Annotated in this window: 17 protein-coding genes and 1 tRNA gene; 9 read left to right on the top strand and 9 right to left on the bottom strand. The window is 69.6% G+C overall.

Annotated features, from left to right (window positions below; all coding sequences use genetic code 11):
* The first annotated feature begins 6 nt into the window (after positions 1 to 6).
* Positions 7 to 78 (top strand) — tRNA-Val (locus ACSHWB_RS22055).
* A gap of 172 nt (positions 79 to 250) precedes the next feature.
* Positions 251 to 778: a hypothetical protein gene (locus ACSHWB_RS22050; RefSeq protein WP_439663888.1), complete on the top strand. Its 528-nt coding sequence runs from the start codon at positions 251 to 253 to the stop codon at positions 776 to 778.
* A 36-nt stretch (positions 779 to 814) separates the two neighbouring features.
* Here ACSHWB_RS22050 and ACSHWB_RS22045 read toward each other — a convergent pair whose 3' ends face one another.
* Complete coding sequence (locus ACSHWB_RS22045) at positions 815 to 1,978, bottom strand: alginate lyase family protein (protein ID WP_439663887.1); 1,164 nt, start codon at positions 1,976 to 1,978, stop codon at positions 815 to 817.
* A gap of 129 nt (positions 1,979 to 2,107) precedes the next feature.
* On the opposite strand from ACSHWB_RS22045, the gene ACSHWB_RS22040 reads away from it, so the two are divergent.
* The gene (locus ACSHWB_RS22040) at positions 2,108 to 2,749 is read left to right on the top strand and encodes a helix-turn-helix domain-containing protein (protein ID WP_439663886.1); all 642 of its coding nucleotides are present in this window, start codon (positions 2,108 to 2,110) and stop codon (positions 2,747 to 2,749) included.
* On the opposite strand, the gene ACSHWB_RS22035 is transcribed toward ACSHWB_RS22040, so the two are convergent.
* Positions 2,731 to 3,558 (bottom strand): hypothetical protein, encoded by an 828-nt coding sequence (locus ACSHWB_RS22035; RefSeq protein ID WP_439663885.1) that lies wholly within the window; start codon positions 3,556 to 3,558, stop codon positions 2,731 to 2,733. The genes ACSHWB_RS22040 and ACSHWB_RS22035 overlap by 19 nt on opposite strands.
* A gap of 148 nt (positions 3,559 to 3,706) precedes the next feature.
* Here ACSHWB_RS22035 and ACSHWB_RS22030 point away from each other — a divergent pair, with 148 nt between their 5' ends.
* From ACSHWB_RS22030 to ACSHWB_RS22015, 4 genes are read left to right on the top strand one after another with little or no spacing between them, the layout of a single operon-like run.
* Complete coding sequence (locus tag ACSHWB_RS22030; RefSeq protein WP_439663884.1) at positions 3,707 to 4,132, top strand: hypothetical protein; 426 nt, start codon at positions 3,707 to 3,709, stop codon at positions 4,130 to 4,132.
* Between the two features lie 15 nt (positions 4,133 to 4,147).
* Positions 4,148 to 4,723: a DUF3558 domain-containing protein gene (locus tag ACSHWB_RS22025; protein ID WP_439663883.1), complete on the top strand. Its 576-nt coding sequence runs from the start codon at positions 4,148 to 4,150 to the stop codon at positions 4,721 to 4,723.
* 4 nt (positions 4,724 to 4,727) lie between these two features.
* On the top strand, positions 4,728 to 6,059 hold the full coding sequence (locus tag ACSHWB_RS22020) for a PPE domain-containing protein (protein WP_439663882.1): 1,332 nt from the start codon (positions 4,728 to 4,730) through the stop codon (positions 6,057 to 6,059).
* Positions 6,060 to 6,068: 9 nt separating this feature from the next.
* Positions 6,069 to 6,848: an ESX secretion-associated protein EspG gene (locus ACSHWB_RS22015; protein WP_439663881.1), complete on the top strand. Its 780-nt coding sequence runs from the start codon at positions 6,069 to 6,071 to the stop codon at positions 6,846 to 6,848.
* 3 nt (positions 6,849 to 6,851) lie between these two features.
* Here the strand turns inward: ACSHWB_RS22015 and ACSHWB_RS22010 are convergent, their stop codons facing one another.
* The 5 genes from ACSHWB_RS22010 to rox form a co-directional block, all read right to left on the bottom strand.
* Positions 6,852 to 8,012: a lactate 2-monooxygenase gene (locus tag ACSHWB_RS22010; RefSeq protein WP_439663880.1), complete on the bottom strand. Its 1,161-nt coding sequence runs from the start codon at positions 8,010 to 8,012 to the stop codon at positions 6,852 to 6,854.
* A gap of 5 nt (positions 8,013 to 8,017) precedes the next feature.
* Positions 8,018 to 10,150 (bottom strand): protein translocase subunit SecD, encoded by a 2,133-nt coding sequence (gene secD / locus ACSHWB_RS22005; RefSeq protein ID WP_439663879.1) that lies wholly within the window; start codon positions 10,148 to 10,150, stop codon positions 8,018 to 8,020.
* 79 nt (positions 10,151 to 10,229) lie between these two features.
* Positions 10,230 to 10,553, bottom strand: coding sequence for a hypothetical protein (locus ACSHWB_RS22000; protein ID WP_439663878.1), 324 nt, complete (start codon positions 10,551 to 10,553; stop codon positions 10,230 to 10,232).
* Positions 10,553 to 11,503, bottom strand: coding sequence for a tetratricopeptide repeat protein (locus ACSHWB_RS21995; protein WP_439663877.1), 951 nt, complete (start codon positions 11,501 to 11,503; stop codon positions 10,553 to 10,555). The genes ACSHWB_RS22000 and ACSHWB_RS21995 overlap by 1 nt, the downstream gene beginning before the upstream one ends.
* 76 nt (positions 11,504 to 11,579) lie before the next feature.
* A complete protein-coding gene (rox, locus tag ACSHWB_RS21990; RefSeq protein WP_439663876.1) occupies positions 11,580 to 13,010 on the bottom strand; it encodes a rifampin monooxygenase in 1,431 nt (476 codons plus the stop codon).
* A gap of 149 nt (positions 13,011 to 13,159) precedes the next feature.
* On the opposite strand from rox, the gene ACSHWB_RS21985 reads away from it, so the two are divergent.
* On the top strand, positions 13,160 to 14,305 hold the full coding sequence (locus ACSHWB_RS21985; protein ID WP_439663875.1) for an MFS transporter: 1,146 nt from the start codon (positions 13,160 to 13,162) through the stop codon (positions 14,303 to 14,305).
* Here ACSHWB_RS21985 and ACSHWB_RS21980 read toward each other — a convergent pair.
* Together ACSHWB_RS21980 and ACSHWB_RS21975 are read right to left on the bottom strand one after the other, a co-directional pair.
* On the bottom strand, positions 14,249 to 14,641 hold the full coding sequence (locus tag ACSHWB_RS21980) for an NUDIX hydrolase (protein WP_439663874.1): 393 nt from the start codon (positions 14,639 to 14,641) through the stop codon (positions 14,249 to 14,251). The two genes, ACSHWB_RS21985 and ACSHWB_RS21980, sit on opposite strands and share 57 nt — an antisense overlap.
* Positions 14,642 to 14,652: 11 nt before the next feature.
* Positions 14,653 to 15,234 carry an FMN-dependent NADH-azoreductase gene (locus tag ACSHWB_RS21975; RefSeq protein WP_439663873.1) on the bottom strand — a complete coding sequence of 194 codons (582 nt, stop codon included), beginning with the start codon at positions 15,232 to 15,234 and terminating at the stop codon, positions 14,653 to 14,655.
* 82 nt (positions 15,235 to 15,316) lie between these two features.
* On the opposite strand from ACSHWB_RS21975, the gene ACSHWB_RS21970 reads away from it, so the two are divergent.
* The gene (locus tag ACSHWB_RS21970; protein ID WP_439663872.1) at positions 15,317 to 15,790 is read left to right on the top strand and encodes a MarR family winged helix-turn-helix transcriptional regulator; all 474 of its coding nucleotides are present in this window, start codon (positions 15,317 to 15,319) and stop codon (positions 15,788 to 15,790) included.
* Positions 15,791 to 15,792: the final 2 nt, after the last annotated feature.

Raw genomic sequence — 15,792 nt, 5'->3', positions numbered from 1 at the left:
CGACACGGATGATTAGCTCAGCGGGAGAGCACTACCTTGACACGGTAGGGGTCACTGGTTCAATCCCAGTATCGTCCACTTGAGAGAAGGTCCGCTCCAGACGGAGCGGACCTTCTGTCGTTTCCGGGGTGGGCGGCTCTCCCCGTTCGGCCCAACCTGATGCGCGGTCGTAACGGCCCGCCGACGGGCGTCGACATGCCTTCCGTCAAGGCACGATCACGGAGAAGACCAGCATCGACCAGGAGCCCCGGTGGGTATTTTCGGCAACCGCGAAGAACTGCGTTCCGTCGACACCGATGCGATCTCCGTCCATCCGGCGATAGCCGGGAAACTGCCGGACGCGGGCGAATTCCTGTTGCGGCAGCTCTCATTCCTGCACGAGGACTCCCTGCGCGAACTCGCCGCGGAGATCGCCAGGGTTCGCCACCCGAACGGTTCCATCCCGCGCCGCAACCTCAAGGCCATCGGCCTGCGGGACTGGAAGAGCGGCCCGCTCACCCACCTGGTGTGGATGACCGCGAAGGACATGATCGTCGTCGGCGTCTGGGCAACGCTGACCCTGAGCAGGCGAGACAGCCGGCAGTTCGAGAAAACAGTGGTGGCCATCGCGGAAGAACAGGGAATCGCCGCCGCCGCGACCTGGACGATGCTTTCCAGGCCGGACGGAAATCTTCACATCGAGTCGCTGGCCTCACAACTGGAGGACTCGTGGAGTGAAAGCCTCGGACTCATCCGGAACGGCGAGATAATCAAGTCGTTCGAGAAGTGGCGCCGATAGCCCGCCAGCGGTTGCCGACGGGCCATCGCTCTTGCGCTACCCCAGGTTGTCGCCGTGGGTCAGCGTCTCCCACGACACGAACAGGTTGTTGGTGCCGAGCGGGCGGCGCTGGGTCGTCCACGTCTCGGTGTTGGGCATCGGGTTGCCGAGCCTGTTGTGCATGGCGTTGTAGCCGACCTCGGTGATCGGGCCGAGCCCGCGCTCGACCGCTCCGCCGCAGAGCCACGACGGCGGACCGTTCAGCTCGTAGGTGGCCTGGAAGCCCAGCGCCTCGCGCAGCCGCGTGCCCACCTCGGGGTAGAGGTCGACGCCCTGGATGCGGGACGTCTCGGCCACGTGCGAGATCGCGGACAGGCCGTATCCCGTGTGGACGAAGTCGCGGCAGGTCTCCTGGGTGAGGCCGTTCACGAACGTGGACTGGTCGTGCCAGAAGCCGATGATCTTCTCGCGGGTGTTGAGGTTGTTGCTGGGCACGGTTTTCGGCAGCGCGCCGTCGGACGTGAGGTAGATGAACGCCGGGACCCTCGCGCGGTACAGGCTGACGCCGCGGTCGTAGATGGCCTTGTCGTCCAGGAACACCCCGATGCCGACGACGGCCTCGGCGATGCTGAGCTCCCAGTTGCCCGTGCGGGGGTCGCTGCCCTGGATCTCGTTGTAGTAGACGTTGCGCAGCATCGTGCCGAACCGGCCCGCGTTCGGCCAGGTCCCGTAGACGTGCTTGATGATCTCGGCTGCGCGAGGCCAGCTCGACGCCGACCACGCCGTCTGCAGGTGGGCGTTGTCGTGTGTGTGGTCGCGGATCGTGGCCGACCAAGCGTCCATGATCTGGATGGCCTTGTTGGCGTACCTGGCGTCGCGCGTGACGTACCAGGCCAGTGCGTGGGTGTAGGCCGCGATGGCGTCTTCGCGTTCGTCGGTGCAGCCGTTGTTCGGGTTGGACACCGGACCGCACTCGACCACCGCGCGTGGGTGCGGCGTGTACGACAGGGATGCGTACCGGGAGCCCATCATCGCGTCGTAAGCGCGTTTCTGCGGTTGGGTGCCGGCGTTGACGCGGGTGCGCATGACGTCGAGCTGGCCCTTGCTGACGAGCACACCGGGGTGGGTGAACGTCGGCGGGGCAGCCGTCGCCGAGGGCACTGCGGTCAGGGTCAGCACCACTGTTGCGGCCAAGGCTAGGCGCAGGGACTTGCCTCGCATGGAGTTGTCCTTCGGTCGTCTCCGCATGGGGGTGTGACGACGGAGTTTTGTCTTGCCTACCAAGAATGACAACGTTTGCAGCGACCGGAAACAGGTCCGGTCCTCTTGTGGTGCTGAGACAATGGGTCCGTGTACGCCGAACGTCCTGCTCCCGCGGGTCTGGCCTGCCTCTGGACGCGCACGGTGTCTGCACCGACCGTGCAGCGCGTGGTGCCGGACGGCTGCACCGACCTGATGTGGACGCCTGCTTCCGGCGCGCTGTTCGTGGCCGGTCCGGACACTTCGGCCCAGCTCGCCTCCGTCGCTCCCGGGACGTTGTACGGGGTGCGGTTGCCGCCGGGGGCGTTCCCGTCGGTGTTCGGCGTGCCCGCGCACGCCGTCCGGGATCTGCGCGTGCCGTTGTCGGAACTGGTGCCCTCGGCGCGGCTCGGGTCGTTCTCCGAGATGGTGGCGTTCTGCGCATCGCGAGTGGCCGTGGATCCGGCGGTGGCCGCGACGGCGTCGTTGCTGCGGTCCGTCGACGTGGCCTCAGCGGCCTGGGAGATCGGGCTGAGCGCGCGTCAGCTGCGGCGGCGATGCCTGGACGCGTTCGGGTATCCGCCCAAGGTGTTGCAGCGGGTGCTGCGGTTCGACGCGGCGCTGCGGCTGGCCTGGGGCGGTCTGCCGTTCGCTGCTGTGGCTGTTGAAGCCGGCTACGCGGACCAGGCGCACCTGGCCCGCGAAGTGCGTGCGCTGGCCGGCGTGCCGCTGGGTCAGCTGATCCGGCCGTAGCGGCGCAGGGTCAGCAGCGCGTCGACCGTGGCGATCGAACGCCATTCGAAGTCGACGATCGGGGTGAAGGCCGGGAAGCCGAAGTTCCAGCCGCCGTCCTCCTGCTGGCCTCGTTCCAGTGCGTCGAGGTCCTTGTCGAGTTCTTCTTCCGTGAACCAGGCGCGGGCGAGGCTGGTCGGCTTCTGCGCGTAGGTGTGCGGTTCGAGCGCTTCGCCGTCCGCGTATCCCTCGGTGCTCGGGGTGAGGTGCTTGAGCCGCGCCGCCGCGAGCTCGGCGCGGGACCGGTCCGGCACCTCGTCCAGGAACATCGCCGCTGCTCGCAGCTCGTACGGGTGGGTCTTTTCGAGCTTCTCGATCTCCTGCCAGCAGTAGTCGGTGGCCCTCTCGAGCCACGGGTCGGTCGCGTTGAGCGCGTAGAGGCCGGCGGCGATCTGGGCCGTGAGGAGAAGCCCGCCCTGGTCGTCGGCGGCGATCCACGGTGCCTTCGGATGGTTCTTCGAGGTGGACATGCCGAACGGCACCGCGCCGTCAGGGCAGGTGTCCGTGAGCCAGGCCAGGATCGGTTCGGCGTGCTCCGGAGCGTTGACCTCGGCGAACACCTGGAGCGCGCGCAGGGCGTGCAGCGGCTGGCTGGTGGGACCGCGGTGGTCGGGTTCGAGACCGTGCCCGTAACCACCGTCGTCGTTGCGGTAGGCCAGCACGGCGTTGACCACGTGCTCGGCCTTCCCGCCGTCGAACGCGTGCTCGAACCAGCGTTGTTCCAGCGTGCGGGCGTTGGTCCAGAGGAAGGTCCTCGCTTGCTCGATCATGTCGCCGAACCTATGCCGGTCACGGAGCGGGGTCTTGGACGAATCGGCCATGTGACCTGATCAGCTGATTCGAACGGCTCCATCGGGAACCGGTCCTATGCGAAAATCCTCCAACAGGGGTGTGGAGTTCTGAGGGGAGCTGGCTGAGATGCTGATGTTCGACGCACTCGTACCCGTGAAGACGTCCGGGTCCATCGGCAAGGGTGTCGGTGCGGCCGTGGGCGCTGCGGCTGGAGCAGCCGCCGGTGCGGGCGGTGGCGGAGTCGCGAAGTTCAGCGTCGACCCGGACCAGGCTCAGAAGATGATCGACGGCCTGAAGCTGGCCATCGAGAAGCTGGTGGAGCTGCAGATCCAGTCTGACCAGATCAAGACGTCGGGCGCACCAGGTCCGGACCCCTACAGCGGCTACGCGACCCTCGCGATGCGCAAGACTGCAGGTGGCGAACCCGGCGGATACCAGTGGGCGAACCAGGAAGCCCAGAAGGCGCTGGAGCAGACCGTCAAGAACATCGAAAAAGCTCTGGCCGAGTACAAGGCGACCGACGAAGCGGCCAAGTCCGCGATGAAGGGCTGACAAACCTTGAAGCGCATGACCGCCCTGCTCACCGCCGCGTTCGCATTCAGCGCGCTGGCAGGGTGCACCAGTACCCAGACCGGTGGAAACCCCACCACCGCTGCCCCGACCGGCGCCGATCAGACGAGCAGCCAGCCGACCAGCGACGGATCTGGCGCAGGGCTGAGCATCGCCAAGTACGTGAGCGCCCCCTGCACCATCCTCACCGCCAGCCAGGTCGCAACGCTCGGTTCCGTGCGCGCACCGGCGCCGGGGACTGGAGAGTTGGGGCCTTTGTGCACGTGGATGGGCCAGGACGTGATCAAGAACTCGCGGTACACGATCTCCGTGACCGCGAACAAGAACTTCGACGACATGGTCAGCAACGTCAAGAGCAACCCTGTCTTCACTGACAAGAAGATCGACGATGTGCGGGTCATCTCCACCAGTCAGACCGACGCCTCGACCGGTTGCCTGACCTCGCTCCAGGCCTCGAAGACCGACTCCGTCACGGTGCAGGTCGCCACCGCCGCGGACGAGCGTGCGAGCAAGCCCGCTTGCACGGAGTCCGAGAGGGTCGCACAACTGATCATCACAAACCTGAAGGGGTAGCGAGATGGCTGGGGATGAGCCGAACGTCGCTGGTTTCGTGATGCTGCCCTTCGCGGGTGGCGAAACGATCTACAAGTGGTTCGAGAACGGCAGCGGTCCGAGCCAGAGCACTGCGGTCACCTCGCAGGCCTGGCGCGGTCTCTCCACTGGTCACAGCGACGTAGCTCAGCTGATCGAGAAGGCCGTGCGCGACTCCGGAGCCGCCTGGGAGGGCTCCGCGGGTGACGCGGCGCGTGGCGGCACCTCGCCGCTCGCGACCTGGGCCACTGTCACCGGCGAGTCGGCGACCCAGGCAGGCACGACGGCCGACACCGTCGGCAGCGCGTACGCCGACGCCAAGAACTCGATGTCCAAGCCGCCTACCGTGCCGGACAAGCCGTTCCTGAACGACCTGCGCCCGTGGGACACGGACTACGACCGGGCGCTGGAGAAGAACCAGCAGGTCAGCGAGCAGAACATCCGGGCGTTCAACCAGTACGCCGGTGCCGTGAACGCGAGCATGAACAACCAGCCGACGTTCATCGCGCCGACCGCCACCGACGGCAGCGTCCAGGAAGAACCGGGTGGCGACAAGAACATCGGCACCATCGGCATGAAGAGCGAGCCGCCGCCAAACATCGGCGGCCCCGGTGGCGGCGACCGCAACGGCGGTGTCGGCGGTGGCCAGGACGGCACCGACCTGTCCGGCTGGAAGCCGCCGGGCTCCGGTGGCGGCGACGACACCGGCAAGGCCGGCGTGGACGACCCCAGGTTCACCCCTCCGCCCACCGATGACGGCGGGCGTCGCCCGCCGCCCAACATCGGCAACCCGACCGTTCCCCCGGACGGCGTGTTCAACCCGAACGACCCGCGCAGGCCCGGTGGCCCGCTCGACCCGAACAACCCGCGCAACCGCCCCGGCGGCCCCAACGGCCCTGGTGGTCCCGGTGGCCGTGGCCTCGGCGGACCCGGTGGCGGCGGTGGTGGCGCTGGCGGCGGTCGTGGTGGCGGCCTCGGTGGACCCGGTGGCGGTGCCGGCGGTGGCCTCGGTGGTGCTGCGGCGGCCAAGGGCATGGGTGGTCCTGGCGGCATGGGCGGCGGCTTCGGTGGCGCGGCCGGTGTCGCCGGTGACGGTCGTGGTGGTGCCGGTGGCTTCGGGCCTGCCGGCGCCGGCGCCGGTGCGGCTGGTGCCGGTGGCCGTGGCGCGGCGGGCATGGGCGCTGGAGGCATGGGCGCCGGTGGCGGCCGTGGCGAAGGCGAGGAGGACAAGGAGCACAAGTCCGCGTCCTACCTGCAGGAGACCGAAGACATCTTCGGCGACGGAACGATGGTCGCTCCGCCGGTCATCGGCGGATAAGGGGGAAACGTGCTTCGGAGCAGGGTCGCCATCCCTGTCACGGCGCTCTACCAGGCGTGGCAGGCCGCGGGCCTCCCGACGATGCACCGTGCGCTGCTCGCTCAGGTCGACTTCGACGAGGACCTCCTCGAGTCGGGTGACGTGAGCGAGCTCGAACGGCTGCAGCGCTCGGCCTGGGCGCAGCTCGAGCAGTACGGGCTCGCGCGCGGCGGTCAGATCCACCCGGACCTGACGAACGCGCTGCGGCTCGTGGTCGAGGCGGGCGTGGAGTACTGGGCGTTCTTCAGCTTGAAGGACGGCCCGCAGCAGAGTGTGCTGGTCGTGTCGAACGGCCAGGACGCGCTGCGGATCGCGCTCACGACGGACCAGCAGTTCGTGCTCGAACCGGTGCGCGCGGACGAGGCACCCCAGGCGTTGGTCGGCGCGCTGCCGCCCACGCCGGCGGGCAGGGGCAACCCGATCACGCTGCCCGAGGAGGCCCTGCAGCAGAAGCGCCAGCCGTCCTATGAGGACACCGGCTCGTTCATGCAGCAGAGCAGGCCGACGAGCACGCCGAACGACCAGCTGGTCGCGCAGCTCAACGAGATCATGAGCCAGCCGCGCACCGGCGGCGGCCAGCTCTTCTCGGCCAAGCGCGACCACCTCGGCCGCAAGCAGCGCTGCGTCAACCCGCTCACCTACATCGACACGCCGAGCGGGCGGTACCTCGCGGCCAAGAGCGACGGCTGGCTGCGGGTGCAGCCAGCCGACTTCGGCACGCTCACGAGGATGACGGCCACCATGCCGTGACTGTCAGGAGAACCGCAGCGCGTCCGGCCCCAGGTCGGCCGGGCTGCGGTGACCCGACAGCCCGAGCGTCAGGTCGAAGTCCGCGAGCAGGCTGCGCAGCACGTGCCGCACCCCGACCTGACCGCCGTGCGCCAGCCCGTACGCGAACGGCCGCCCGACCATCACGGCCTTGGCCCCCAGCGCCAGCGCCTTCACGATGTCGGCACCGGTGCGGATCCCGGAGTCGAACAGCACGTCGACCTGCTCCCCCACCGCCTCGACGATCGACGGCAGCACGTCCAACGACCCGACGGCTCCGTCGACCTGACGCCCGCCGTGGTTCGAGACGACCACACCGTCCATTCCGAACTCCACGGCCTTGCGCGCGTCGTCCGGGTGCTGGATTCCTTTGAGGACGATCGGCCCGTCCCAGTGCTCGCGCAGGAACGACAGCTGGTCCCACGACTTGTCGGTGCCGGTGAACAGCTGCACCCATCGCAGGATCGCCATCGGCAGGTCCTCCTCGGGCGACTTCTCCAGGCCGGCGCGGAAAACCGGGTCGCTGAACGGAATCGCCGTGCCCACCCCGCGCAGGAACGGCAGGTAGGCCTGGTCCAGGTCGTGCGGCCGCCACGCCAGCGTCCACGTGTCCAGCGTGACGACCAGAGCCGTGTACCCGGCCTTGCGCGCCCGATCCAGCAGCGACGCGCACAGCTCGGGGTCGTTCGGCCAGTAGAGCTGGTACCAGCGCGGCCCGTCACCGGACGCCTCGGCGACCTCCTCGATGGTGTGCGAGGACGCCGTCGACAACACCATCGGCACCCCGAGCCCGGCCGCCGCCCGCGCCGTCGCCAGCTCGCCGTCCGGGTGCAGGATCGACTGCACACCAACGGGTGCGAGCATCACCGGCGCCGGCAGCTGGGTGCCCAGCACGGTCACGCCGAGGTGCCGTTCGGTCGCGTTGGTCAGCATGCGCGGCACGATCTGCACGCGCTCGAACGCGTCGCGGTTCGCCCGCACGGTGGCACCCGAGCCGGCGCCTCCCGCCACGTACCAGAACGGCCCTGGTCCCAGCCTGTCGCGCGCGGACTGCTCCAGCGCGTTCGGTTCGGTGGTGAACGGCGGCACCGCGCCACCGAGCCCCTGCAGGTAGATCTCGTTCTGGTACGAGGCGAAGGAGGTCATGCCGCCTACTTTGCCCCGGATCGAGCCGCCCGAGGAAGAGATCCTCGCGAAACCACCCGACGCGGCCACCGCGACTCCAGCCAGATCGCGATGGGAGCGGCCGTGACCACTGTGGACGCGGTACCGGCGACCAGCCCGATCAGCAGCGCGGTCGCGAAGTCGGCCAGCGAGCCGTCACCCAGCACCAGCAACGCCGCCAGCACGAACAGCACGCCGATGCCGGTGTTCACGGTGCGCGGCACGGTCTGCACGACCGCGTCCGACACCACGTCCGGGTACGAGGCCTTCAACCGGGACCCGCGCAGCTCGCGCAGCCGGTCGAACACCACGACGGAGTCGTTGACCGAGTAGCCGATCACGGTGAGCAGGGCCGCGAGGAACACGCCGTCCGCCGTCTTGCCCATCCACGCGAACACGCCGACCAGCACGAAGACGTCGCTCAGCAGCGCGGCGACCGTGGCCACGCCCAGCCTCCAGTCGAAGCGGATGGCCAGGTAGCCGAGCTGGGCGGCGACGGCGATGGCCAGGCCGATCAGGGCGTTGCGGCGCAGTTCGGACGAGAGCGACGGGCCGATCAGCTCGTTGCTCGCCTGGCGGGCGCCGCCGTCCACGGCCGAGGAGACGACCTCGCCGAGGCGGGACGAGGTGGCTTCGTCGATCGGGCCGGTGCGCAGCGACACCTCGTTGCCCGACGACGAGACGACCACGTCGGAGAAGCCCGCGTCGCCCAGAGCGGTGCGCACGCGTCCGGCGTCCACGGTGCCGCCAGCGGTGAAGTCGAGCATGCGGCCGCCGGTGAACTCGACGCCCAGGTTCAGGCCGCGTGCGAAGAGGCCCGCGACGGCCACCAGCACCACGGCACCGGCGCTGATCAGCCACAACGACGGGCGGCGGTACAGCACGACGGACAGGCGCTGGCGGACCCAGCCCAGCGTGTGCAGGCCGCTCAACTTGGGCCGCTGAGCGACAAACCGGGTGCCGAGCGCCCAGACGACGAGGACGCGCGACAGGACCAGGGCGCTGAACATCGACGCCAGCACACCGATGGTCAGGGTGACGCCGAAGCCGCGGACGGGGCCGGTGGCCAGCCAGAACAGCAGACCTGCTGCCAGCAGGGTGGTCACGTTCGAGTCGGCGATCGCACTCAACGCGCCGCGGAAGCCGTTCTCCGAGGCGCGCCGGAGGTTGGGTTTGCGGGCGTACTCCTCGCGCGCCCGTTCGAAGATCAGGACGTTCGCGTCCACCGCCATGCCGATCGCCAGCACGAAGCCGGCCAGACCGGGCAACGTCAGGGTCGCCCCCACGGCGAGCAGGCCCGCGTAGGCGACGCCCGCGTAGCCGACCAGCGCGACGACGGCCAGGAAGCCGGCCAGGCGGTAGGCGATCATGAGGAACAACGAGGTCAGGGCGATGCCGATGATCGCGGCCTTGGCGCTGGCGTCGATGGCCTCCGCGCCCAGGGTCGCGCCGACGGTGCGCTGTTCGATCACCTCGACCGGCACGGGCAGCGCGCCGGAGCGGATGACCAGGGCCAGTTCCTTGGCCTCCGCCTGGGAGAAGCGGCCGGTGATCGTGGTCGCCCCGCCCGGCTGACCTGCGCCGCACGGGGTGTCGAGGCTGACCTCCGGCGACGAGATCGGCTTGCCGTCGAGCACGAACGCGATCTGGCGGCCTGGGGTGCCGGACGGCTCGCAGGCCGCCTCGCCGGTGACCTTCTGCCACTTCGACGGGGCGTCGCCCTGGAACTGGATGTTGACCACGAAGCCCGCGCCCTGCGGGTTGCGCTGGGCGTTCGCGTCGGAGATGCCCTCGCCGGTCATGACCGTCTGGCCGCCCCGTTGCACGGTGAGCTGCGCGGTCTGGCCGAGCACCTTCACGGCCTCCGCCGGGTCCTGGACGCCGGGCAGTTCCACGACGATGCGGTTCTCGCCGGAGCGGGCGATCACCGGTTCGGCGACGCCGAGCGCGTCGACGCGGCGCCTCAGCACCTCCAGCGAACGGTCGGCGGCGTCGGAGTCGCCCTTGGCCTCGAGGACGATCTGGGTTCCGCCACGCAGGTCGAGACCGAGGCGGGGATCTGTGGTGAGCAGCAGGAATGCGGATGCGACGAGGACCCCGAGCGCTATGAGGGCGCGCATGAGGAGACCCCGTCGCGCGGTGTCGCGCGACATGGGTGAGTGAGCCTTCCTGAAGGAAAGTGGTTGCTGGAGAAGGGATTCAGCGACCGGAAGGCGGGGAGCGAGCAGGCTGCGGGGTCCAGCGGATGCCCTCGGGCGTGCGGTGGACGCGGCGGGCGAAGGAGACGGCGAACCGCATCGGCATCGCGGGCTTCGCGACCGGCGGCACGTCGGACGGCACCTGGGCCTGCGGCACCTGGGCGGCGTGGGGGTTGTGCGGTTTGGGCGCGGTGACCGGCAGGTTCGCGAAGTCGTGGCCGTGCCGGACGACGGAACCGGAGGTGACGGGCTCGGCGGGCGCGGCGACGATGAACAGCTGTCCGAGGAACAGCAGGAACGCGAGCGCGACCGCGTTGCGACGCATCACCGCTTCCTGCCTCCACCGACGTAGACGAGCGCTCCCCCCACGACAGCGCACAACCAGGAAAGCACAAGTGGCTGCATCGTGGTGGCCCCGAAGAACAACGCGACGGTCCAGCCGACCAGGATCAGGGCGGAAGCGCCGAGCAGCGAGACCGTCACGGCGAGCTTGCGCAGGCTGAAGAGCAGCTTGAACGGACGCAGCCGCAACGCCACGACCAGGCAGCACAGCACCAGCGCGCCGGTGAAGAACCCCAGGTAGGGCGTCGGCCGGGGCATGCCGGCGATCAAGCCGAGTAAACCGCCGCCGATCAGCAGCAACGAGAGCGTGCGCAGCGCACGCCACACCTGCACCTTGTTCAACTGCAGCTGCACGGGCCGTGACGAACGCTGCCGTTGCACGGTCGCGAGGTTCGCCTTGGAGTCCGCGTCGGACGGGTCGAGCTTGATCGCCGTGCGGTACGCGTGCTCGGCGGTGCCCCAGTCGCGCATCCGCAGCGCCGCGTCGCCGAGCACCTGGAACGCGCGCGCTTCGGTCGGCGCGAGCTGGGAGGCGTGCAGGGCCGAGTCGAACGCCTCGACCGCGCCGTCCGGGTTGTCGGCCAGCACCTCGGCGAGCACGACGTAACAACGCCAGTCGCCGGGCTTGCGCCGCACGGACTCCCGCGCCGCGACCGCCGCCTCGACGTGGCGGCCGAGATCGCTCAACGCCAGCGCGGCGAGCCGCTGGGGCCAGGCGGGCTCGCCGTCGAGCACCATCGCGCGCTTGGCAGCGTCGAGCGCCTGGTCCGCCTCGCCGAGGTCGAGATGGGCACCGGCGAGCCGGCACCACGCCTCGGCGTGCCGAGGGTTCGCCGCCACGAGGGGCCGCAACAGGTCGATCGCCTGCCGCGGCTTCCCCGAGGCGGTGAGCTCGGCTGCGCGCAGCAGCACGGCTGTCATCGGCTCGGACACGCCGCACAGTGTGACAAAGCGCCTCCGGCCCTCGAACGGGTGACCTCACCGAACAGGTCTCCCCCGCCCCGGGCACTCAGCCGGCGGCCACCCCGAACCAGCGGGTCAGCTCCTCCTCCAGCCCCGCCTGGTCCTGCCCGGCCCACGCCACGTGCCCGTCCGGCCGCACCAGCACGGCGGGCGCGGCCAGCTCCTCGCTGACGTCGACGACGTGGTCGACCCGGTCCGCCCAGCCGTCGACCGACAACGTCCCCGCCTGGTCGATCAGAACGCCGCGACCGGCGTGCATCTGGTCGTAGAGCCCGCCCCGCTTCAGGGCGAGGTCCCCGATCCGCCTGCCCACCAGGTCGTCCTCGGAGCCGAGGTCGTACCGGACGGAGACCGCGATGATCTTCTCGATCAGGTAGCGGTTGACCTCCTCGAACGCCACCAGCTCCGTGAACAGCCGCCGCACCGCCTGCGGCCCCGGCTCGACCTTCATCAGCTCGATCTGCGCGCGGGTGTTGTTCAGCACCTCCTCGGCCACCGGGTGCCGTTCGGCCTCGTAGGTGTCGAGCAGCTCGGAGGGTGCCCAGCCGTGCACGGCCGCGGCGAGCTTCCAGCCCAGGTTGAACGCGTCCTGCACGCCGAGGTTCAGCCCCTGCCCACCGGTCGGCGGGTGGACGTGCGCCGCGTCGCCCGCGAGGAACACGCGGCCGGACCGGTAGCGCTCGGCCTGCCGGGTGGCGTCGCCGAAGCGCGACAGCCAGCGCGGCGAGTGCACGCCGAAATCGGTGCCGGCGACCTTGACGAGCTGCTCCTTGAAGTCGTCCAGGGTCGGCATGACCGCGCGGTCCTCGTCGACCCCCTCCGCGGGCACTACGACGCGGTAGGTCGCGGTGCCGCCGATCGGGCCGATGCCGAACCGCTTCTGGGTCTGGCGGACCTCCAGCATCAGCGGCATCGCCTCCTCCCACGGGACGCCGATCTCCATCTCCCCCAGCAGCGTCTCCACCCGTGACGACTCGCCCGGGAAGTCGATGCCGGCGAGCTTGCGCACGGTGCTGCGGCCGCCGTCGCACCCGACCAGGTACCGCGTCCGCACCGACGTGCCGTCCGCCAGTTCGACGGTCACGCCCTCGTCGTCCTGCGTGAACGCGGTCACCGTGCTGCTGCGCCGGATCTCGGCGCCCAGCTCGGTGGCGTGCTCGGCGAGCAGCCGTTCGGTGATCGGCTGCGGGAGTCCGAGGACGACCGGGTACTTCGTGTCCAGCCGTTCGGGCGCGGGCTTGTCGATGCCCGCGAAGAACCCGGCCAGCGGGTGCGTCTGGCCGGCCGTCAGGAACCGGTCGGCGAGGCCGCGCTGGTCCAGGATCTCGATGCTGCGCGCGTGCATGCCGAGCGCCCGGACGACCTTCGTCGGCTCGGGATCCCGTTCGAGCACCAGCACGCCCACGCCGTGCAGACGCAACTCGCCAGCCAGCATCATGCCGGTCGGTCCACCGCCGGCGATGATGACGTCGATCATGGAGTCTTCCCCATTTCCCCAGGTAGATGACGTTGGCCGGGAAATGATGAAGCACACCCAGGGTCTTGTGGCAAGGCCCCCCGTGCGCTATATGTTGAAGTGGGAGGAGAGCGCTGCTCTCCTCTTTCGTCGTTTCTGGGGGTCACGACGTGCGGTGGTACTTCGCCGGGCTCGTGCTGTCGTTCTTCGGGACGACCGCGATGATGCTGGTCTCCGGTGTGTGGGTGAAGTCGCTGACCGGCAGCGACGCGCTCGCCACCCTCGCCCTGCTGTGCGTCTACGCGCCGGGCGTGCTGTCCCCCTGGATCGGCCGGTTCGCCGACTCCTACCGCCGCAGGCCGTTGCTGATCTGCACGGACCTCGCGATCGTGCCCGCGCTGTCCGTGCTGTTGCTCACCGACGAGATCTGGGTGATCTTCGTGGTGCTGCTGCTCTACGGCACGAAGGCCGTGCTCGTCAGCGCGGCGGAACCGGCGTTGCTGGTGGCGCTGCTCCCGCCCGACCGGCTGGCCAGGGTCAACGGGCTGCGCATGTCGTTGCAGGAGGGCATGAAGCTCATCGCGCCGTTGGCGGGTGCAGCGCTGTTCGCGGCGCACGGGGCATGGCCGGTGGTGGCGATCGACGTGCTGTCGTTCCTGCTCGCGGCCGGTGCCACGGCGATGATCAAGGTCGACGAACCGCCGCCGGCCCCGCGTGAGTTCGCGAGCCTGCCGCACCTCAGAGCGCTCAGATGGCCGATCATCGGCACGGCGGTCGCGTTGTTCGCCTCTTCGCTGAACACCGCGGCGGCGTTTCCGCTGGTGGAGCAGGGCCTGCACTACGGGCCCGAGTTCCTGGGCGTCCTTTCCGCTGTTCAGGGTGCGGGTTCGGTGCTCGCGGGCCTGCTGGGCAGGCGCGCGAACGTCACGGCCGGGCTGGTGCTGATGGCCGTCGCCGCGGCGGCACGCATGTCGGCGTGGTTGCCCGCGGTACTGGTGTCGGGGTTCGTGAACGGCGTGGGCCTCGCCTGGACCGTGGTCGCGGTGGCGACGCTGGTCCAGCAACGCACGCCGGCGGCAGTGCTCGGCCGGGTCGGCGCCACGGCGATGAGCATCGTGTTCGGTGCCGTGCCGCTCGGGCTGGCCGCCGGTGCCGCTCTCGTGGCGAACGCAGGCTTCGAGCTGATCTACCTGGTCATCGCGGCACTCACCGCGGGAACGGCGCTGTGGACAGGCGTTCGCGGCCGCGGTCCGCGAACGTCAGGACAGCACTCCGATGTCCCGCAGGTGAGCGAAGATGATCCGGTCGACCGGTGAGATCCGGTCCGCGTCCGCGGTGGTGAGCCAGGCGAGCTCCTCGATCTCGGCCGACGCCACCGGTTCCCCGTCGAACGACGCGGTGTAGCAGGTCATGCGCACGGTCACCCCCGACGAGTGGCCGTGTGCCTGCGCCTCGAACGTCCCCAGGTGCTCCGCCGACGCCGCGTCGATCTCGACGGACAGCTCCTCGCGGATCTCGCGCACGAGCGTCTCGACGTCGGACTCGCCCGGCTCGCGCTTGCCGCCGGGCAGGTAGTACGTGTCCTTGCCCGCCGACCGGGTGCCGAGCACGCGGCCGTCCTTGAGGTAGATCCAAGCCACCTTGTCGATCACAAGGCCGAACCCTAAGCGCTGGCGAGTTCCTTGACCACGCGGTGCGCGTCGGCCAGCGACTCGACCGCGAGCTCGCGGAACTGGTGCATCTGCGGCACCACGTCCGCCAGGGTCAGCTCGGCGTGCACGAACTCCAGGTTCTGGTCGAGGCCGACCATCGACAGCACGGCGCGCAGGTACGGCTCCTGGAAGTCGAAGCCCTCTCGCGGAGTGCCCGGCTTGTACGAGCCGCCACGGGCCGTCACGACGACGACGCGCTTGCCTCCCCACGCGAACGTGCCGTCCTCGCGGGCGAACCGCTCCGAGGTCGCGACCTGGTCGATCCAGGCCTTCAGGGTCGACGGGATCGAGAAGTTGTACATCGGCGCGCCGATCAGCAGCACGTCGGCGGCGTCGACCTCGGCGATCAGGCCGGCGGCGATGCCCTGGTCGGTGCCGTCCTTGTGCGGGATCGGCGACGCGTGCAGGTCGCGGTAGGTGTAGCCGGAGCCGGGGTTCGCGGCACGCCAGCTCTCCGCGAACGCGCTGGAGATCTCGCGGGTCACGGAGCCCTCGTACCGGATGCTCGTGTCGATGTGAAGCAGATTGGTCATACTCGGAACATACGAGCGAAGAACTTCCGAGTCAAGATGTTCTTAGCCGAGAACATCTCCTCCGGGATGTAGGATGGAACACATGGAGGAGCAGCCGGAACTCATCGAAGCCTGCTTGGAGAAGTGGGATTTGAACTGGCTGCTGCACCGCGCCACCCAGCGCGTCGGGGCGGCGTACGCCGACGAGATCGCGAAGTTCGGGATCTCGTTGCGCGGTCAGCTGGTGCTCGGCGCGCTCGCCAACGAGGAGGCCATGCGCACCCAGCTCAAGCTCGGCGCGATGCTCGGCCTCGACAAGACCACGCTCACCAGCGAGCTCGACAAGCTGGAGCGGGCCGGTCTGATCCTGCGCGTCCCCGACCCGAGCGACCGGCGCGTGCGCACGCCGATGATCACCGACAAGGGCCGTGAGCTGCAAAAAGAGGCGGGTGAAGCGCTCGCCGCGGTCGAACGCTCCTTCCACTCCCGCTTCAACCCCGAGGAGATGGCGCTCATCCGCAAGGCCCTGCAGGACCTCTCGCGCGGCGAGGGCCCGATGCAGGGCTCCTGCATCTAGAC

The organism is Lentzea sp. HUAS TT2, from assembly GCF_051853195.1.
In the GTDB taxonomy this organism is placed as follows: domain Bacteria; phylum Actinomycetota; class Actinomycetes; order Mycobacteriales; family Pseudonocardiaceae; genus Lentzea.
This window is presented reverse-complemented; position numbering and strand designations above follow the sequence as displayed.